The sequence below is a fragment of the Pseudomonas jinjuensis genome (assembly GCF_900103845.1).
GTDB classification, from domain to species: domain Bacteria; phylum Pseudomonadota; class Gammaproteobacteria; order Pseudomonadales; family Pseudomonadaceae; genus Pseudomonas; species Pseudomonas jinjuensis.
The window spans coordinates 95,473-113,837 of sequence record NZ_FNIJ01000014.1 but is presented as its reverse complement, the minus strand read 5'-3'; the positions used below and the strand labels follow the sequence as shown (position 1 = coordinate 113,837).

Genomic DNA, 18,365 nt, shown 5'->3' with positions numbered 1-18,365 from the left:
TAATCAAATGACCGAGCCAAACAAGAATCCCCTGCTCCCGCGCGGAGTGGATGCCTCCAATTTCCAGCAGGCGATCGGCAAGTTCCGTACGTTGCTGGGCGAGGAGAATGTCCTGGTCAAGGACGAGCAACTGATCCCCTACTCGAAGATCATGATGGCGGTGGACAACGCCGAACATGCGCCGTCCGCTGCCGTTACCGCCACCACGGTCGAGCAGGTGCAGGGCGTGGTGAAGATCTGCAACGAACACAGGATTCCGATCTGGACCATCTCCACCGGGCGGAACTTCGGTTACGGCACCGCGGCACCGGGCCAGCGCGGCCAGGTGATTCTCGACCTGAAGAAAATGAACAAGATCCTCCACGTCGACCCGGACCTGTGCACTGCGCTGGTCGAACCGGGTGTGACCTACCAGCAGCTGTACGACTACCTGCAGGAAAACAACATTCCGCTGATGCTGTCGTTCTCCGCCCCTTCGGCCATCGCCGGTCCGCTGGGCAACACCATGGACCGTGGCGTCGGCTACACCCCTTATGGCGAACACTTCCTGATGCAATGCGGCATGGAAGTGGTGCTGGCCAACGGTGACGTCTACCGGACCGGCATGGGCGGCGTGAAAGGCGACAACGCCTGGCAGGTATTCAAGTGGGGCTACGGCCCGACCCTGGACGGCATGTTCACCCAGGCCAACTACGGCATCTGCACCAAGATGGGCTTCTGGCTGATGCCCAAGCCGCCGGTGTTCAAGCCGTTCGAGATCAAGTTCGAGGACGAGTCCGACATCGCCGAGATCGTCGAATTCATCCGTCCCCTGCGTATCGCCCAGGTCATCCCGAACTCCGTGGTGATCGCCGGCGTACTCTGGGAAGCCTCGACCTGCGACACCCGTCGTTCCGAGTACACCACCGAGCCCGGGGCGACCCCCGACGCCATCCTCAAGCAGATCCAGAAGGACAAGAACCTCGGGGCCTGGAACGTCTACGCCGCGCTGTACGGCACCCAGGAACAGGTCGAGGTGAACTGGAACATCGTCACCGGCGCCCTGAAGCAACTGGGCAAGGGCAGGATCGTCACGCAGGAAGAAGCCGGCGAGACCCAACCGTTCAAGTACCGCGCCCAGCTGATGTCCGGCGTACCCAACCTGCAGGAATTCGGCCTGTACAACTGGCGCGGCGGCGGCGGCTCGATGTGGTTCGCGCCGGTGAGCCAGGCGCGGGGCAGCGAGTGCGAAAAGCAGCAGGCGCTGGCCAAGAGAATCCTCAACAAGCATGGCCTCGACTACGTTGGCGAGTTCATCGTCGGCTGGCGTGACATGCACCACGTGATCGATGTGCTCTACGACCGCACCAGCCAGGAGGAAACCAGGCGCGCGAATGCCTGCTTTGCCGAACTGCTGGATGAGTTCGAGAACCACGGCTATGCCGTATACCGCGTCAACACGGCGTTCCAGGAGCGCGTGGCGCAGAGCTACGGCCCCGTCAAGCGCAAGCTCGAGCATGCCATCAAGCGCGCCCTGGACCCGAACAACATCCTCGCTCCTGGCAAGTCGGGCATCGACCTCGCCAACAAGTTCTAAGGAAGCGAAAGCCTCACCGGATGTGCTCCGGTGAGGCTTTTTCATGTGCAATATCATGCCCGCGAGGCACGCAGCGATCGGCCGGCGCCAGGCAGGACGGTGATCCGCTGCGCCAGATCGGCACCGACGCCCACAAGGCGCCGGCCTGGCAGGCCCAGCGGCACAAGTCACTGACCGTGCTGGTGATCGGCGAAAGCGCGCAGGCGGAGAACTCGGGCGGATGCCGTCGAGATTGGTTGAGCAGCCCGCCGCCGCCACGGGTCTACCGACAGGAACGCCCTGCAAGCGGAGAACCGTCATGAACACGCCTACCCGCCGGCACCTGGCCGGACTGAGAATGGCCCGCGACCTGGTGACCACGCCGGGCTGCTGCATGAGCGACCTGCCCGGCATCCTCGACGTGATGATCGTGGAGGCGGACCGCTGCCTCGGCAGCACACGCGAGGACGAACTGCGCGCACTGGCCCGGGAACTGCGCCAGTGCGGGGCGATGAACCCGCCGACGCAGTGCCATGATCGTTTCTACGAAGGGCTGGGAGTCGCCCTGGAACTGGTGGAACGCCGCCTGGAACAGCTGGAGTGAACCCATGGCGGGCCATGCGCGCGATTCGCGGGCATGGCCCGCTTACACCGTTTCGCTGGCATGTCCGGGTAGGGCGCATAACGCGCCAGCGTTATCCGCCACCACATCGGCACGGCCCCAACGGCGGATGAAGCGTTCCGCTTCATTCGCCCTACACCAGCGATTGGCCATGGTGCGAGACAGTTGCTCCTACAGGTTTTTCCCTGCGTTCGCAGACATGGCCAGGTTGACAGCGGACCTGCAGGAGCCAGGGGGACGCCTAGTTCTTGCTGGCGAACCGGTTTTCCTTCAGGGGCCGGATAGTGCTTCTTGTAGGAGTGGGCCATGCCCACGGCCGGCCGCGATGTCGCGGGCATGGCCCGCTCCTACACCGACGGTCACGTTGTCTGTAGGAGCGAGCCTGCTTGCGAACAAAATGCGCTGAGTCCCATGGTTCCCACGCGGGAGCATGGGAACCATGAAATTCCGGGTGCCTAGCCGTTCACCACGGTGCCGCCGTTGACGTGCATGACCTGCCCACTGACATAGGACGAATCGCTGCTGGCGAGATAGACGAACGCCGGAGCGACTTCCGCCGGCTGGCCCGGGCGGCCCATGGGCGTATCGGCACCGAACCGGGCGACTTTCTCTTCCGGGAAGGTCGAGGGAATCAGCGGCGTCCAGATCGGCCCCGGCGCCACGGCGTTCACCCGGATGCCCTTCGGCGCCAGGTTCATCGCCAGCGAGCGGGTGAAGGCAGTGATCGCGCCCTTGGTCGAGGAATAGTCCAGCAGCACAGGGTTGCCCTTGTAGGCGGTGATCGACGTGGTGTTGATGATGCTAGCGCCTTCCTTCATCTGCGGCAGCGCCGCCTTGGTGAGCTGGAACATGGCGAAGATGTTGGTGCGGAAGGTCTTCTCCCACTGCTCCTCCTCCAGGTCTTCCAGCTGCTTTTCCGGATGCTGCTCGGCGGCGTTGTTGACCAGGATGTCGAGGCGGCCCCAGCGGGTCATGACCTCGCCCACCACCCTGCGGCAGAACCCGGCATCGGCGGCGTCGCCGGCCAGGGCGATGGCCTGCCCGCCATTGCGCACCACTTCGTCCACGGTCTTCTTCGCGTCCTCGTTCTCGTCCAAGTAGACGATCGCCACCGAAGCCCCTTCCATGGCGAAGTGCACGGCGATGGCGCGGCCGATGCCGCTGTCGCCGCCGGTGATGATGGCGCTCCTGCCGGCGAGCTTGCCGGCGGCGCGGTAATCGTCGGAAAGGAAGACCGGCTGCGGGTGCATCTCGCTCTCCAGCCCCGGCTGCCGGTCCTGGTGTTGCGGCGGCAGGGTTTCTTTGTCGTTCATGCTGACCTCCGGAAAATGACGGGGGCCGGCAATCACGCCCCCTGGAATTCTGAGGTCGCCGCGGCCTGTTAGGTTCGAGCGATTTTGCGGCGCTACCGGCGGGCCGTTTTTCAGCCCGCCGGCGGCGATGCTGCTATATCCATCCAGTAGGCGGCCGACGGAACGGCCCGGGAAAACGGAAGGACAGGCATGCATTCGCCCGCTGGAGAACACCCGATGCTCAACGTCGCCACGGCCAATCTGCTCGCCCGCTACAAGCAGTGGGCCGACCGGACCTTCTTCGACGGCCTCGCCACGCTGCCTGCGGAAGAACTCGACAGGCCGCGGGCCGGACCGATCGGAAGCATGATCGCCGTCCTCAACCACATGTACGTGGTGGATCGCATCTGGCAGGCACATCTGCAGCGGCGCGACCATGGCTTCAGGTCGCGCCAGGAGATGCCCTGGCCGGCGCTCGCCGGACTGCGCCAGGCCCAGGAGGAGATCGACGACTGGTTCGTCTCCTGGAGCGCCGGACAGACGGAGCAGTCGCTCGCCGAGCCCATCGAGTTCAGCTACGTGTCGGGCAACCCCGGCGTCATGAGCGCGGGCGCCATGCTGCTGCACGTGGTCAACCACATGAGCTACCACCGGGGCTGGCTGGTGCAGATGTACTTCCAGATTCCCGCCATGCCGCCCATGACCGATCTCTCGGTGTACCTCACCGACACGCCCATGGAGCCGGCCGACCGCTGCTAGTGGCCCATGTGCTCGATGATCCTGTTGCGCAGCCAGCGCTCGGCGGGATCGTTGTCCGTCCCCTCGCCCCAGACCATGGACAGGTCGGAGGTGACGATGGGGAATGGCGGATCGTCGGCGCGCAGGTTCGTCCCCTCGATCAGCGCGGCGGCCGCGTAGTCGGGCACCGAGGCGAGCAGCTCGGTGCCGGCGAGTATCGATCGCAACCCGCTGAACTGCGGCACCGCCAGCACCACCCGGCGCGACCGGCCGACCCGCGCCAGGTCGCTGTCGATGTTGCCGCTCAGGTCGCCGGAGAACGACACCAGGGCGTGCGGGCGCGCGCAGTATTCCTCCAGCGTCAGCGGGCCGGGGCGATCGTCGCCGCGCAGCACCTTGACCCGCATGTCGCGCAGTTTGCGGCGCCTGGCGTTGGCCGGGAGGTCGGTGGTGTAGCTGACGCCGACGGAAATCTCGCCCGAGTGAAGCATCGAGGTGATCAGCAGGAAGTTGACCCGCCGCACCACGACCACCACCTCCGGCGCTTCCTCGCGGATCCGCCTGAGCAGGGCCGGGAACAGGCCGAACTCGGCGTCGTCGGAGAGGCCGATGCGGAAGGTGTTGCGGTCGGTCGCGGGGTCGAATTCACGGGCCCGGCTGACCGCGCAGGAAATGATGTCCATCGCCGGCTGCAGTTCCCGGAGTATCTCCAGGGCGCGCTGGGTCGGCTCGAAGGTGCGGCCGTTGCGCACCAGCAGCGGATCGCCGAACAGCTCGCGCAGGCGCGCCAGCGCGGCGCTGACCGCCGGCTGGCCGAGGAACAGCTTTTCCGCTGCACGGGTCAGGTTCCTTTCGAACATCAGGGTTTCGAAGATCACCAGCAGGTTCATGTCGACGCGGCGCAGGTCGTTGCGATTCATCCCGTTTCTCTCTTGCTCCAGCCCGAAGAAAGTTAAGCAGCCAGCGCCGGCTCGCGCGTCGCGCGGCAATCCCCTGCCCAGCCATCATTTCGCCGAAGACCGACTATCAGCCGAATCGAGTGTTCCCGCCGGCCGGCCGAACCGACAATCGCCCCATGACCTGGCCAGGCCTACCCGCAAAACCAACAACAGTACGGGACAGCCCCATGATTCGTCTTCGTCCGGGTGTTCCGCCTCGTTTCGGGAGAATCGCCATGAACAGCAAACAGCACATCCTCATCATCGGCGCGGGATTCGGTGGCCTGTGGAGCGCCCTGAGCGCCGCCCGCCTGCTGGAGCAGCACAACCGCCGGGACATCGACATCACCCTGCTGGCCCCGCAGGCGGAACTGCGCATCCGCCCGCGCTTCTACGAGCCCGAGGTGCACAACATGTACGCGCCGCTGGACGCCCTGCTCGACGTGGTCGGCATCCGCTTCGTCAGGGGCACGGCCGAGCGCATCGACGAACAGGCGCGGATCGTCGACTACCGCGACGGCGGCGGCCACCCTGCCCGGCTGGCGTATGACCGGCTGATCCTCGCCAGCGGCAGCCAGCTCGTGCGCCCGCCCGTGCCCGGCGTGGCCCGCCATGCCTTCGACGTGGACCAGATCGAGGCCGCCACCCGCCTGGAGGACCACATCAGGTCGCTCCGGCACCAGCCGCACAGCATCGCGCGCAATACCGTGGTCGTCGCCGGCGGCGGCTTCACCGGCATCGAGACGGCCACCGAGATGCCGGCACGCCTGCGAGCCGCGCTCGGCGAGGACTGCGATATCCGCGTGATCGTCATCGACCGCGGCCCGCGCATCGCCGCCGCCATGGGCGACGAAATCCGCGGGCCGATCACCGAGGCCTCCGCGCAGCTGGGCATCGAGTGGGTGCTGGGCGCAACGGTAGCGGCCGTGGATGCGGATGGCGTGACCCTCGCCGACGGCCGTCGGATCGAGGCGGAGACGGTGATCTGGACCGTCGGCTTCCGCGCCAGCCCGCTGACCGAGCAGATCACCGGCGCCCGCGACGCCCAGGGGCGGCTGCACGTGGACGAGACCCTCAAGGTGGCCGGCCAGGACAGCGTGTTCGCCGCCGGCGACGTGGCCTATGCGGCCACCGACGACCTCGGCAACTTCGCCGTGATGTCCTGCCAGCACGCGATCTCCCTCGGCCGCCACGCCGGCAACAATGCCGCCGCCGACCTGCTGGACATCGCGCCGATCCCGTATCGCCAGCCCAAGTACGTGACCTGCCTTGACCTGGGCGGCTGGGGCGCGGCCTTCACCGAAGGCTGGGAGCGCGAGCTCAAGCTGATCGGCCAGGAAGCCAAGACCCTCAAGACCCAGATCAACACCCAGTGGATCTACCCGCCGGCCGCCGACCGCAGCACCGCCCTGGCGGCGGCCGATCCGATGATTCCGGTGGCCTGATCCCTCCGCATCGGGAACGCAGCGCTTGCGCTGGCCGGGGGCCATCCCGGCCAGCCTTCCTGCTGCGCAGGCAGACCGGCGACCGGCGACCGGCGCCGCGCTATGATCGTCATCCCACTCGTCCATTGACTCGGATAGTCGCAAGTCGAACTACTATCCGAACATGCCCCATCCTTTCAGGTCGCCCTTGCGGCCACCCGGGGCAGGACACCGCGGACACGCGGTCGATGATCCAGATGCCTGAAGTCGGAATCGCATACATGGAAGCAGTAAAGTCCTCCAGATTCACCGTCAACGCCGCCGTAAGCCCCAAGGGCACCCTCGAAACCCTCTCCCAGCGCGAAGTGCAACAGCTCAGTGAAGCGGGCACGGGGAGCATCTACGGCCTCTTCCGCCAGTGCGCACTGGCCATTCTCAATACCGGCGCGCGTATCGATGACGCCAGAACGATCCTCGACGCCTACCGCGACTTCGAGGTCCGCATTCACCAGCAGGATCGCGGCGTGCGCCTCGAACTGCTCAACGCACCGGCCGATGCGTTCGTCGACGGCGAGATGATCGCCGGCACCCGCGAAATGCTCTTCAGCGCATTGCGCGATATCGTCTACACCGCCAGCGAGCTGGAGAACCAGCGCGTCGACCTGAACAGTTCGCAGGGCATCACCGATTACGTCTTCCACCTGCTGCGCAATGCCCGCACCATGCGCCCGGGCGTGGACCCGAAGATCGTCGTGTGCTGGGGCGGGCATTCGATCAGCAGCGAGGAATACATCTATTCCAAGAAGGTCGGCCACGAGCTCGGCCTGCGCAACCTGGACGTCTGCACCGGCTGCGGTCCGGGCGTGATGAAGGGGCCGATGAAGGGCGCCACCATCGGCCATGCGAAGCAGCGCCACCATGGCGGCCGCTACCTCGGGTTGACCGAGCCGGGGATCATCGCCGCGGAGGCGCCCAACCCCATCGTCAACGAACTGGTGATACTGCCGGACATCGAAAAGCGCCTGGAGGCCTTCGTTCGCGTCGGCCATGGCATCGTCATCTTCCCCGGCGGGGTCGGCACCGCGGAGGAGTTCCTCTACCTGCTGGGCATTCTCATGCACCCGGCCAACAGCGACCTGCCCTTCCCGCTGGTGCTCACCGGTCCCCGAAGCGCCGAGCCCTACCTGCGGCAACTGCACGAGTTCGTCGGTGCGGCCCTGGGCGAGGTCACGCAGCAGCGCTACAGGATCATCATCGACGACCCTGCCGAAGTGGCGCGGCAGATGGCCCAGGGCCTGAAGGAGGTCAAGCAGTTCCGCCGGGAACGCAACGACGCCTTCCACTTCAACTGGCTGCTGAACATCGACGAGCACTTCCAGCGCCCGTTCGACCCGACCCACGAGAACATGGCCGCCCTGCAGCTCAGCAGCGCGCTTCCGCCCCACGAGCTGGCGGCGAACCTGCGCCGGGCGTTCTCCGGCATAGTGGCCGGCAACGTCAAGGAAAAAGGCGTGCGCCTGATCGAGGAGCACGGCCCCTACGAAATCCACGGCGACGCCCAGGTGATGAAGCCGCTCGATCGCCTGCTGCAGGCCTTCGTCAAGCAGCACCGCATGAAACTTCCCGGCGGCGCGGCCTACAAACCCTGCTACCGGGTAGTCGGCGCCAACTGAACCGGCGGGCGGGAACGGCGGACAGGCGCGTTCTGCTCCGGCAGCCCCGGGCCGGCTGCCGCCTTCCGCGGTCCCGCTCCATTGTCCCGGGAGAGGACAGACATTCCATGAGCGACCTCGTCACACGTCCCGTCATGCTCGCCACGCTGCTTGCCCTGGCCGCGTGCGGCACGCAGAAACCGCAGGAGCCGGTGCTGCGGCCGGCCGAAGTACGTGCCAAGGTGGTCAGGCTGATGCCGGCCAGGGTACCCGACCGCCAGGGCTGGGCCACGGACATCCAGGCCGCCTTCGCCGCACAGGGCATCGCGCCCAGCGACAGCAATCTCTGCGCGGTGCTGGCGGTCACCGAGCAGGAGTCCACCTACCAGGCGGACCCGCCCGTGCCGGGGCTGCCGAAGATCGCCCGGCAGGAAATCCAGCGGCGCGCCAGTCGCCTGCACATTCCGGCACTGCTGGTGAGCGCCGCCCTGAAGATCGACTCGCCCACCGGCAAGACCTACGAACAGCGCCTGTCCAGGGTGCGCACCGAGAAGGAGCTGAGCGCCATCTTCAACGACTTCATCGGCATGGTGCCCCTCGGCCAGGAACTGTTCGGCAGCCTGAACCCGGTGCACACCGGCGGCCCGATGCAGGTCAGCATCGCCTTCGCCGAAGCCAATGCGCAGCGTTACCCCTATCCGGTCGACGGTTCCATTCGCGAGGAAGTCTTCACCCGGCGCGGCGGCATGTACTTCGGCATCGCCCACCTGCTCGGATACCCGGCCCACTACCCGCAGCAGTTGTACCGCTTCGCCGACTTCAACGCCGGCTGGTACGCCAGCCGCAACGCCGCGTTCCAGCGGGCCGTGAGCCTCGCCTCGGGAATTCCCCTGGCACTGGACGGGGACCTGGTCATCCATGGCTCCAGCAAGGCCGGTGCCACCGAACTGGCGGTACGCGCCCTGCAGAAGCAACTCGGCCTCGGCGAGTCCGCCATCCGCCGGGCGCTGCTCAAGGGCGACAGCCTGGAATTCGAGGAAACCGATCTGTACGAGCGGGTCTTCGCCCTGGCCGAGAAGATCGAGCGGCGCAAGCTGCCCCGCGAAACGATGCCCGGCATCGACCTGAAGAGTCCGAAGATCACCCGCAAGCTGACGACCGAATGGTTCGCCAGGCGGGTCGACGGGCGCTACCGGAACTGCATGAAGCGCGCCGCAGGGACCTGATCGACGCCGGAGCAATTGATCGTCTCCAGCGTCGCGCAATCGCCGGCCTGCGCTCCTCAACGAATTATCGAGGCTTTTTTCACGAGGGCTTGATACCGCCATTCCTAAGCTCCGCGCCCAACCGACCCGTCGAGCGCGAGCCATGTTCAAGAACCTCTCAGTCCGCCCGGAAACCCTGACCTTCCTGGCCAGCCTCCTGCTGCTCCTGCTCTACAACTTCCCGCTGTGGAACCACGTGTTCTCCATCGTTCCGGCGAGCGCCGGCGGCCTGGCCATGGGCGCCGCCTTCGCCGTGATGGTGCTGGCCATCTTCAACTGCGTGCTGGTCCTGCTCTCCTTCCGCCGGGTGCTGAAACCCGTGCTGATATTTCTCTTCCTCGCCAGTTCCGGCGTCGCCTATTTCATGAGCCAGTACGGGGTGCTCATCGACGCGAACATGTTGCGCAACCTCGCGGAAACCGATGTCGGCGAAGTGCGCGGCCTGCTCTCCTTCAGGCTGCTGGCGTTCATCCTCGTTCTCGGCGTGCTGCCGAGCTGGCTGCTGTGGAAGCTGCCGGTCCGCCATCGGCCGCTGCGCCGGGAACTGCCGGGCAAGCTGGCCCTGGCCGTCGGTTCCCTTGCCGTGCTCGGCACCGTGGCGCTGGTCAACTACCAGGGCATGGCCTCCCTGCTGCGCAACCACCACGAACTGCGCCTGCTGGTGGTGCCCAGCAACTACCTGAACGCCTCCTACGGCTATCTGCGCGAGCGACTGGTGGCGGCCCATGAACCGCTGCGCCAGATCGGCACCGACGCCCGCAGGGCGCCGGCCTGGCAGGCTCACCGGCGCAAGTCGCTGACCGTGCTGGTGATAGGCGAAAGCGCGCGGGCGGATCACTTCGGCATCCTCGGCTACGCGCGCGACACCACTCCGCTGCTCGATCGCGAGCAGGGCATCATTCCCTTCGCCAATGTGCATTCCTGCGGCACCGAAACCGCCGTATCCGTGCCCTGCATGTTTTCCGACATGGGACGCGGCGACTACGACGCCGCCCGCGCGCGCAACCAGGAAGGCCTGCTGGACGTGCTCAGGCATGCCGGTTTCGACGTGACCTGGCGGGACAACCAGTCCGGCTGCAAGGGCACCTGCGACCGGGTCGCCCAGGAAAATCTCAGCCGCCGGAGCGATCCGGCGTTCTGCGGCGACGGCGAATGCCACGACGAGATCTTGCTGGACGACCTGCAGGCCTACATCGACCGGCTGCAGGGCGATTCCGTGCTGGTCCTGCACCAGATGGGCAGCCACGGCCCGGAGTATCGCAAGCGCTATCCGCGGCGTTTCGAGAAGTTCAGCCCGGTGTGCGACAGCAATGCGCTGAACGCCTGCAGCCAGGAAAGCATCGTCAACGCCTACGACAACACCCTGGTCTACACCGACCATGTGCTGTCCAGCCTGGTAGACCTGCTGCGCAGGAACCAGGACAGGGTAGACACCGCCATGCTCTACATCGCCGACCACGGCGAATCCCTCGGCGAATACAACCTGTTCCTCCACGGCACCCCCTACGTGCTGGCCCCGGACCAGCAGAAGCACGTGCCCCTGCTCGCCTGGTTCTCCGACAGCTACAAGGAGGACTTCACCCTGGATACCGATTGCCTGGAGCGGGAACGCGACAGGCCGCTCAGCCACGACAACTTCTTCCACTCGGTGCTGGGGCTGCTGCAGGTGCAGACCGGGGAATACCACGGCGACCTGGACATGTTCGCCGCCTGCCGCGGTCACCTGCCTTCCGCCGGATACGTCAGCGCGGATAGCGCTGCCGGGCGATAGAGGACCAGGCGGTAGCAGGCCAGGCTGATCATCCAGTCGAACAGCAGGGTCCAGACGTTGTGCGAGAGGAAATGCGCGCCCTGCATCATCCGCCCGAGGGAGAAGACGCTGCCGAGGACCAGGGCGCCCACCAGCGCCACGCGGGCCATTCGCGGATTGCCGTCGCGCAGGGCGAAGAACAGCGCCAGCAGGCAGAACCCCGCCGAGGCGTGGCCGCCCGGCCAGCAGCGTCCCGGCTTTTCCGCGTAGACATGAGGACCGAGCAGCGGCGAATAGGGCTCGACGCCGCCGAACTCGGCGAGGCTCCACGGGCACTGCACGGCGGTCACCGCCTTGAGCGGCGTGACGATCGCGGTGGACAGCCCCAGGCTCAGCACCACATAGCCAAGCGGCCGGCGCCAGCGACGCAGGCGAGCGGACAGCAGGCTGGCGACGAACCCGCCGAGGGCGAGCATGCCGAGCAGGATCACCGCCTGCTTGGCGCGGTCGTGCAGCACATCCTCGAGGAAGGCGCTGTCGTGCCCGATGAAACCGCGTTGCGGATCGAAGAACAGATGCGCCAGGGCGAAGTCGAGCCGGGGCGTATCGAACACCAGCAGGACGATCATCGCCGCCAGCGGAAGACCGCTCCAGAGCAGAAAGTTGAAGGGATGCGAATGAGGCATTTTCGATTCCTGGCGCAAATGGGGAGCCAGGCAGTCTGGCGTTCGCTCCGTGAGGTCTCGATAAAACCGTTGTGAAAAAAGCATCACGCGGGATCGCTCCATACTCCGGCTCCAGTGTTCATACCTTCGTATAAGGCCCCCGCTCCGATTGCATGCAACGGACAATTGTCCGGCGCTGGTTCGGCGGCGACAGTGAGGCATCGACAACCTGCACGGATCACGACGATGAAACGCTCACTCTGGCTCCAGGAAATCGCCGCCGAACTGACCCCGGCGCCCGCGCTCTCGGGTTCCCGGGAAGCCGACGTGGCGATCGTCGGCGGCGGCTTCGTCGGGCTCTGGACCGCGCTGCGGCTGAAGGAGCTGGACCCGGCGTGCCGGGTGGTGATCCTCGAACGGGACATCTGCGGCGGTGGCGCTTCCGGGCGCAACGGCGGCTTCGTGATGTCCTGGTGGCCGAAGATCAGTTCCCTCGCCGCCCAGTGCGGCAGGGACGAGGCGCTGCGCCTGGCGCGGGCCTCGGCGGCGGCGATCGGCGAGATCGAGGAGTTCTGCATCGCCCACGGCATCGACGCGCACTTCCGCCGCAACGGCTGGCTCTGGACCGCCACCAGCGAAGCCCAGCGCGGCGCCTGGGTCGACGTGCAGGCCACCTGCGCGCGACTGGGCGAGGACGTCTTCCAGTCCCTGCCGGCCAGCGAAGTCGCCCGCCGTGCCGGCTCGCCGCAGCATCTGGAAGGCGTGATCGAAGCCAGCAACGCCACGGTGCAGCCGGCCCGGCTGGTTCGCGGGCTGTACCGGGTCGCGCGGGAACAGGGCGTGGAAATCTACGAGAAGACGCCGGTGCTGAACTTCGAGCGCGGCCAGCCCGCGGTCCTGCATACGCCGCAAGGCAAGGTCAGCGCCCGCCGCGTGGTGCTGGCGCACAACGCCTGGGCGGCGGAAATCCCCGAGCTGCGCCGCACCATCCTGCCGGTCACCAGCACCATAGTCGCCACGCCGCCGATTCCCGAGCGCCTGGAGCGCATCGGCTGGACCGGTGGCGAAGCGATCACCGATTCGCAGCTGATGGTGGACTACTACCGCACCACCGCCGACGGCCGCATCGCCTTCGGCAAGGGCACCGGCATGATCAGCTTCGCCAGCAGGGTCGACGAGCGTTTCGACGACAACCCGCAGCTGAGCCGCGATACCGAGGAGGACTTCCGCCGCAGCTATCCGCAGCTCGCCGACGTGCCCATCGACTGCACCTGGAGCGGCCCCATCGACCGCACCTACGACAGCCTGCCGGTGTTCGGCCACCTGGATGACGCGCCGCACATCTTCTATGGCGTCGGCTGGAGCGGCAACGGCGTCGGCCCGAGCCGGATCGGCGGACGCATCCTCGCCAGCCTGGCGCTCGGCCGCGACGACGAGTGGAGCCGCTGCGGGCTGGTGGGGCGCAAGCCGAAGCGCTTCCCGCCGGAGCCGCTGCGCTATTTCGGCGGCCTGATGGTGCGCGGGGCGGTGCAGCGCAAGGAGTGCGCCGAATCCCGAAATGAACGCCCCGGCATGCTGGACAAGGCCCTCAGCGGCTTCGCCCCCGCCGGCCTCGAAGACAAGAGCCTCTGAGCCCAGGAGAACCCCATGCCGCAACCCGTACTGCTGGCCGCCACGACCGACCTGCCGCTTTCCGCCCCAAGCCCGGTGAAGGAACCCATCGGCACGCCGGTTTCCGCCACCGCCATCCACGCCGAGGAAAGCGCCGACGGCCTGCTCACCGGCGTCTGGGAATGCTCGCCCGGCCGCTGGCGGCGCCAGGTGATGGAACGCGAATTCAGCCATTTCATCGCCGGGCACTGCTTCTTCATCCCGGACGACGGCGACCCCATCGAGCTGCGCGCCGGCGATGCCGTGCTGTTCCCGGCGAACTGCCAGGGCATCTGGGATATCCGCGAAAGCGTGCGCAAGAGCTTCGTGATCATTCCCTGAAGCCGGCGATATCGCCGGCGCGCAGCGCGATCCAGAGCACGGCCACGTCCTCGGTGCTGTCCAGCGAGCGGCCGGTGATTTCCTCGATGCGGTGGACCCGGTAGACCAGCGTCTGCTTGTGCACGTTGAGGTGCTGCGCGGCCTTCTGCCAGGAGCGGTTCTGTTCGAGGAAGACGCGCAGGGTCTGGTGCAGTTGCGTGCCCTGCTGCTGGTCGTAGTCCACTAGTTGACCGAGCACGCTGCGATGGACCCGCGCCGCCTCGTCCAGGCTGCCGGGCAGCCACGGCTGTTCGGCCTGCGCGCTGGCGTAGGCCACCAGCGGCCGCTGTGTCGAGGCATGGGCCAGCGCCAGGCGCGCCTCGCGCAGCGCCTCCAGGGCGCGGGCCGGATGGCCGAGGGGATTGCCCAGGCCCAGCGGGCAGCCCAGCGCCGCCTGCAGGCGCGCTGCCGAGTCGGGATCGGCGAGCAGCACCATCAGTTCCTGACCCTGGCTGCGCACCAGGAATTCCAGGCCCTGGCGGCGCAGTTGCTGCTGCCAGTCACCGGCCAGTTCGCCCGGACGGGCCAGCGCCATCACCGCCTGCTCCGCCGGACATTGCAGCTGCTCCAGGCGCTCCCGCGCCGCGCGCTCGGCGAGGCGCTGCTGCAGCAGATCGTCGAGCAGTTCCGAGCCCAGCCGCAGTTGGCGTTCCTGCTCCACCTGCAGGCGTTCCAGCTCGATGCCCAGCACCGCGACCACGTGATGCAGCAGGCCGTAGTCGAGCAGTTCGCCGCCGCTGGCGAGAATCTCGCAGGCCGGTTGGGTCGGCAGCGCCATCACCAGCGCCTCGTCGGCGGAATCAGCGCGAGTGCAGCGCAGCACCGCCGGAGCCGCCCCACGCAGTTCCAGACGCCGCGCCAGCAGCGCCTGGCGCCATTCCTCCGGCAACGGCTCCAGGCCCTGCAGCCAGGGTCCCAGGCTGCGCGCGTCGAACAGGTACAGGCTGGCCTGCACGTCCTTGTGCAGGCGTTCCAGCAAGGCGCCGACGCCAATCCCCCGCAGCCCCATCCGCGCGCTTTCGTAGACATGGGCGATGGCGTTGCGACGGTCGAATTCCTCCTGCCGGCCGGCATCCAGGATGGCCCGCGTCACCGCCGAGAACGGCACCGAGTAGTGCGTCAGCAGCAGCGGGAAGCCCAGTCGCTCGGCGGCCTCGCGCAATGCCTCGATGTCCGCCGGCGCCTGCATGTTCTCGCCGATCATCAGGCCGGCCACCTTGGCCTGGGCCAGGCGCTCCACGTACAGGCGCTGCGCATCGGCTTCGGGCGGAATGCCGATGCCCGTGGTCATCAGCAGGTCGCCCTCGCCCAGCCACTCGGAGGGATCGGCCAGTTCGCACACGTGGGCCCAGCGCAGGCGTTGCGACAGGCCCGCGGAGCCGCCGAGCAGGCGGGTACGCAGGGGGGCACTTTCGATGATGTCGTGGATGCTGAGGGGCATGGTCGGGTCCGGCGGGCTGAACGGGTTCTGCGGACAAGGATGACACCGAACGCCCCGCCCTGTCGTGCGGGAACACAGGCGTTAGTACGCGAGTATGAGCGCCCCGCCGCGATTCTTGGTTCCGTCTGATTGTCCGGCCCGCATCGCGCCGCCGAGACTGATGCCAGATCGCCGCCCGGGTGCCATCGCAGCCGGCGCGTCGAAACCTGCCTCCCGCCGCTCGATGGAGAAAACAACAATGTACAAGTCCCTGAGTATGTCCGTGGCCCTCGCACTGGGCTGCTGCCTCGCCAACCAGGCCCTGGCCGATCTCACCGTGGTTTCCCACGGCGGCGCCAACAAGGCCGCGCAGATCAAGGCGTTCTACGAGCCCTACAGCCAGCAGACCGGCACCCGCATCGTCGCCAGCGAATTCAACGGCGAAATGGCCAAGGTCAAGGTGATGGTGGACACCAACAGCGTGTCCTGGGACGTGGTCGAGATGGAGATGCCCGAACTGGCGCGCGCCTGCGACGAAGGCATGCTGGAAGAATTCACCGACGCCCCGGCCATCGCCGCGGCCGCTTCCAGCGTGATGGAGGGAGCGGTGCAGCCCTGCGGCGTCGGCTTCTTCGTCTGGTCCACCGTGCTCGCCTACAACGCCGACAAGCTGAAGGTCGCGCCCACCGGCTGGGCGGACTTCTGGGACCTGGAGAAATTCCCCGGCAAGCGCGGCCTGCGCAAGGGCGCCATGTACACCCTGGAATTCGCCCTGATGGCCGACGGCGTCGATCCCAAGGATGTCTACGAAGTGCTCGCGACCGCCGAGGGCCAGGACCGCGCCTTCCGCAAACTCGACCAGATCAAGCCGAGCATCCAGTGGTGGGAAGCCGGCGCCCAGCCGCCCCAGTACCTGGCCTCGGGCGACGTGGTGATGAGCTCGGTGTACAACGGCCGCATCGCCGCGGTGCAGGACGAAAGCAACCTGCAGATCGTCTGGAACGGCGGCATCTACGACATGGACGCCTTCGCCATCCCGAAGGGCGCGAAGAACCCGGAGGAAGGGCTGAAGTTCATCTCCTTCGTGCTGCAGACCGAACAGCAGAAGGCCTACGCCCAGCAGATCGCCTACGGCCCGGTCAACACCGAGGCAGTCGGCCTGGTCGATGCGGAACGCCGCAAGCACATGCCGACGGATACCGCCAACCTGCAGCATCAGGTGGCGATGAACGCCAGCTTCTGGGCGGACCACGGCGAGCAGCTGGAACAGCGCTTCAACGCCTGGGCGGCGAGGTGATAGCGGTGCGCCGGAACATGCAGTGACCCACAGTGCGGGGCCTCCCGGCCCTGCCCTTTCCAACCGCCCCTTCGGGCGGTTTTTTTACGATCTGGCGTGTGTCCGGCCCAGCCGGGAAGACTACTGCTGCAGCAGCGCCCGCTTGAGCACCTTGCCCACTGCGCTGCGTGGCAGCGCCTGGATGAAGCGAACGTCTTTCACGCACTTGAAGCCGGCCAGCTTCTCGCGGCAGATCTGCATCACCGCATCGGCGGTGATTTCGGCGCCTGCCTCGACGACGACGAAAGCGATTGGAACCTCGCCCCAGCGCTCGTCCGGCCGCCCCACCACTGCGACTTCCGCGATTCCGGGCAAGGCCTGGATTACGGCTTCCAGCTCAGCGGGATAAACGTTCTCCCCGCCACTGATGATCATGTCCTTGCAGCGATCCACCACGTAAATGAACCCGTCCTCGTCCAGGTAGCCAACGTCGCCTGTTCGATACCAGCCATCGATCAATGCGCTATTGGTCGCTCCGGGATTCCGCCAGTAGCCATCGAACATCATCGGGCCACGGCACCAGATTTCGCCTTTCTGGCCGGGTGCCAGACTGCCGTGGGTTTCGATATCGACGACCTTCACCTCTCCGCCAAGCAGGGCCTTGCCCTGGGAGCCTGCCTTGTCCAGCCCCATCTCCGCTGTCCAGAAACTGATGGCGCCACCGAACTCGGTGGCGCCATAGACCTGCTGCACCTTGATGCCGGCGGCCATGCCGGCCTCGATCAGCGGCGCCGGTACGGCAGACGCGCCACAGGTCACCCATTGCAGGGTGCTGCTGTCCACCTGTGTCTTGCGGGCCGCCGTGAGGAGAGCCTCAAGCATGACCGGCACGGTCATCAGGCTGGTGACGCGCTCCTGGGCAATCGTCTTCCACGCCTGGAGGGGGTCGAAGTCAGGCAGCAGGATCGTCGTGCAACCCTTGAGCACATTGGTCACCAGGGGCGACAGGCCTCCGATATGGAACATCGGCGCGATCAGCAGGAAGCGGTGATCCCGCCTCCAGTCCAGGGTACAGCTGTTGGCCTGCGAGCCCGCGATCATCGCCTTGTGCGAGATCATGGCGCCCTTCGGATGTCCGGTGGTGCCCGACGTGTACATGATCACCGCCGGGTGCTCGAACGCAGGGTTGCCAATGACCGGCGGGTAGCCGTGAGCGGCGCCGACGATGCTTTCATGGTGCGCACCCGGGCCGTCCGGCTCCGAACCGATCAGCAGGAGCCGGGGCCGCGCAGCCAGCAGTCGCCCGACGGTCTGGCCGAACTCTTCCTCGTAGATCAGGGCCGTCGGGGTGCTGTCGGACAGGATGTACTCCAGCTCCTCGGCCTTGAGGCGCCAGTTCAGGACAACCAGGGTGGCTCCCAGGCGCCCGGCAGCAAAAAGAGCGCTGCTCAGAATCTCGCCGTTCCTGGCGAGCACTGCGATGCGCTCGCCCGCGTTTACCCCCTGGGCAGCCAGGTAGCTCGCAAGTCTGCCGACCCGCTGATCGAATTGCCTGAATGTCCATCGCCCGGCTGGCGTGACGAGGGCCTCTCGCGAAGGGCTCAGTACAGCTCGCTGGGAAAGCAGCTGACCCAGATGCACGCTCATATTGTTCTCCTTGTTGGCACTGCTTCAGGCCCGGTTCCCTGCGATTCGCCGGCGCGGAGCGGATGAGATCCCAGGGGGCACCGGGTAGAC

General features: G+C 66.8%; 15 protein-coding genes. 10 read left to right on the top strand and 5 right to left on the bottom strand.

Annotation, left to right across the window (positions count from 1 at the left end):
• Positions 1-7: 7 nt before the first annotated feature.
• Positions 8-1,576, top strand: a complete 1,569-nt coding sequence (locus BLR75_RS19315) for an FAD-binding oxidoreductase (RefSeq protein ID WP_084312282.1) — start codon at positions 8-10, stop codon at positions 1,574-1,576.
• Positions 1,577-1,874: 298 nt separating this feature from the next.
• Positions 1,875-2,159, top strand: a complete 285-nt coding sequence (locus tag BLR75_RS19310; protein ID WP_139207046.1) for a hypothetical protein — start codon at positions 1,875-1,877, stop codon at positions 2,157-2,159.
• Between the two features lie 473 nt (positions 2,160-2,632).
• Here the strand turns inward: BLR75_RS19310 and BLR75_RS19305 are convergent, their stop codons facing one another.
• Positions 2,633-3,490, bottom strand: a complete 858-nt coding sequence (locus BLR75_RS19305) for an SDR family oxidoreductase (protein ID WP_084312279.1) — start codon at positions 3,488-3,490, stop codon at positions 2,633-2,635.
• A gap of 189 nt (positions 3,491-3,679) precedes the next feature.
• On the opposite strand from BLR75_RS19305, the gene BLR75_RS19300 reads away from it, so the two are divergent.
• Positions 3,680-4,228, top strand: a complete 549-nt coding sequence (locus BLR75_RS19300; protein WP_245726173.1) for a DinB family protein — start codon at positions 3,680-3,682, stop codon at positions 4,226-4,228.
• Here BLR75_RS19300 and BLR75_RS19295 read toward each other — a convergent pair.
• Positions 4,225-5,127: a LysR family transcriptional regulator gene (locus tag BLR75_RS19295; RefSeq protein ID WP_084312275.1), complete on the bottom strand. Its 903-nt coding sequence runs from the start codon at positions 5,125-5,127 to the stop codon at positions 4,225-4,227. The two genes, BLR75_RS19300 and BLR75_RS19295, sit on opposite strands and share 4 nt — an antisense overlap.
• 254 nt (positions 5,128-5,381) lie before the next feature.
• On the opposite strand from BLR75_RS19295, the gene BLR75_RS19290 reads away from it, so the two are divergent.
• The 4 genes from BLR75_RS19290 to BLR75_RS19275 all read left to right on the top strand — a co-directional run bounded on the left by BLR75_RS19290 (position 5,382) and on the right by BLR75_RS19275 (position 11,257).
• Entirely contained in the window at positions 5,382-6,590 is a 1,209-nt protein-coding gene (locus BLR75_RS19290) for an NAD(P)/FAD-dependent oxidoreductase (RefSeq protein ID WP_084312273.1), read from the top strand.
• Between the two features lie 260 nt (positions 6,591-6,850).
• A complete protein-coding gene (gene ppnN, locus BLR75_RS19285) occupies positions 6,851-8,242 on the top strand; it encodes a nucleotide 5'-monophosphate nucleosidase PpnN (RefSeq protein ID WP_084312271.1) in 1,392 nt (463 codons plus the stop codon).
• Positions 8,243-8,349: 107 nt separating this feature from the next.
• On the top strand, positions 8,350-9,447 hold the full coding sequence (locus BLR75_RS19280; RefSeq protein ID WP_084312269.1) for a DUF1615 domain-containing protein: 1,098 nt from the start codon (positions 8,350-8,352) through the stop codon (positions 9,445-9,447).
• 142 nt (positions 9,448-9,589) lie between these two features.
• Positions 9,590-11,257, top strand: coding sequence for a phosphoethanolamine transferase (locus BLR75_RS19275; RefSeq protein ID WP_084312267.1), 1,668 nt, complete (start codon positions 9,590-9,592; stop codon positions 11,255-11,257).
• On the opposite strand, the gene BLR75_RS19270 is transcribed toward BLR75_RS19275, so the two are convergent.
• Positions 11,206-11,922, bottom strand: a complete 717-nt coding sequence (locus BLR75_RS19270; RefSeq protein ID WP_084312265.1) for a phosphatase PAP2 family protein — start codon at positions 11,920-11,922, stop codon at positions 11,206-11,208. The genes BLR75_RS19275 and BLR75_RS19270 overlap by 52 nt on opposite strands.
• Positions 11,923-12,147: 225 nt before the next feature.
• Here BLR75_RS19270 and BLR75_RS19265 point away from each other — a divergent pair, with 225 nt between their 5' ends.
• Both BLR75_RS19265 and BLR75_RS19260 read left to right on the top strand, forming a co-directional pair.
• Entirely contained in the window at positions 12,148-13,533 is a 1,386-nt protein-coding gene (locus BLR75_RS19265; protein ID WP_084312263.1) for an NAD(P)/FAD-dependent oxidoreductase, read from the top strand.
• Positions 13,534-13,548: 15 nt separating this feature from the next.
• Positions 13,549-13,893 (top strand): cupin domain-containing protein, encoded by a 345-nt coding sequence (locus BLR75_RS19260; protein WP_084312261.1) that lies wholly within the window; start codon positions 13,549-13,551, stop codon positions 13,891-13,893.
• On the opposite strand, the gene BLR75_RS19255 is transcribed toward BLR75_RS19260, so the two are convergent.
• Complete coding sequence (locus BLR75_RS19255) at positions 13,883-15,373, bottom strand: PucR family transcriptional regulator (RefSeq protein WP_084312259.1); 1,491 nt, start codon at positions 15,371-15,373, stop codon at positions 13,883-13,885. The genes BLR75_RS19260 and BLR75_RS19255 overlap by 11 nt on opposite strands.
• Positions 15,374-15,611: 238 nt before the next feature.
• Between BLR75_RS19255 and BLR75_RS19250 the strand changes: the two genes are divergently transcribed.
• Complete coding sequence (locus BLR75_RS19250) at positions 15,612-16,649, top strand: ABC transporter substrate-binding protein (RefSeq protein ID WP_084312257.1); 1,038 nt, start codon at positions 15,612-15,614, stop codon at positions 16,647-16,649.
• A 120-nt stretch (positions 16,650-16,769) separates the two neighbouring features.
• Here BLR75_RS19250 and BLR75_RS19245 read toward each other — a convergent pair whose 3' ends face one another.
• Positions 16,770-18,275, bottom strand: coding sequence for a class I adenylate-forming enzyme family protein (locus tag BLR75_RS19245; protein WP_084312255.1), 1,506 nt, complete (start codon positions 18,273-18,275; stop codon positions 16,770-16,772).
• Positions 18,276-18,365 lie beyond the last annotated feature (90 nt).

Coding starts and splice junctions, on each gene's coding strand:
- ppnN (WP_084312271.1), top strand. CDS start 6,851: ATGGAAGCAGTAAAGTCCTCCAGATTCACCGTCAACGCCGCCGTAAGC.
- BLR75_RS19300 (WP_245726173.1), top strand. CDS start 3,680: ATGCATTCGCCCGCTGGAGAACACCCGATGCTCAACGTCGCCACGGCC.
- BLR75_RS19255 (WP_084312259.1), bottom strand. CDS start 15,373: ATGCCCCTCAGCATCCACGACATCATCGAAAGTGCCCCCCTGCGTACC.
- BLR75_RS19290 (WP_084312273.1), top strand. CDS start 5,382: ATGAACAGCAAACAGCACATCCTCATCATCGGCGCGGGATTCGGTGGC.
- BLR75_RS19265 (WP_084312263.1), top strand. CDS start 12,148: ATGAAACGCTCACTCTGGCTCCAGGAAATCGCCGCCGAACTGACCCCG.
- BLR75_RS19315 (WP_084312282.1), top strand. CDS start 8: ATGACCGAGCCAAACAAGAATCCCCTGCTCCCGCGCGGAGTGGATGCC.
- BLR75_RS19280 (WP_084312269.1), top strand. CDS start 8,350: ATGAGCGACCTCGTCACACGTCCCGTCATGCTCGCCACGCTGCTTGCC.
- BLR75_RS19310 (WP_139207046.1), top strand. CDS start 1,875: ATGAACACGCCTACCCGCCGGCACCTGGCCGGACTGAGAATGGCCCGC.
- BLR75_RS19275 (WP_084312267.1), top strand. CDS start 9,590: ATGTTCAAGAACCTCTCAGTCCGCCCGGAAACCCTGACCTTCCTGGCC.
- BLR75_RS19250 (WP_084312257.1), top strand. CDS start 15,612: ATGTACAAGTCCCTGAGTATGTCCGTGGCCCTCGCACTGGGCTGCTGC.
- BLR75_RS19295 (WP_084312275.1), bottom strand. CDS start 5,127: ATGAATCGCAACGACCTGCGCCGCGTCGACATGAACCTGCTGGTGATC.
- BLR75_RS19305 (WP_084312279.1), bottom strand. CDS start 3,490: ATGAACGACAAAGAAACCCTGCCGCCGCAACACCAGGACCGGCAGCCG.
- BLR75_RS19245 (WP_084312255.1), bottom strand. CDS start 18,275: ATGAGCGTGCATCTGGGTCAGCTGCTTTCCCAGCGAGCTGTACTGAGC.
- BLR75_RS19260 (WP_084312261.1), top strand. CDS start 13,549: ATGCCGCAACCCGTACTGCTGGCCGCCACGACCGACCTGCCGCTTTCC.
- BLR75_RS19270 (WP_084312265.1), bottom strand. CDS start 11,922: ATGCCTCATTCGCATCCCTTCAACTTTCTGCTCTGGAGCGGTCTTCCG.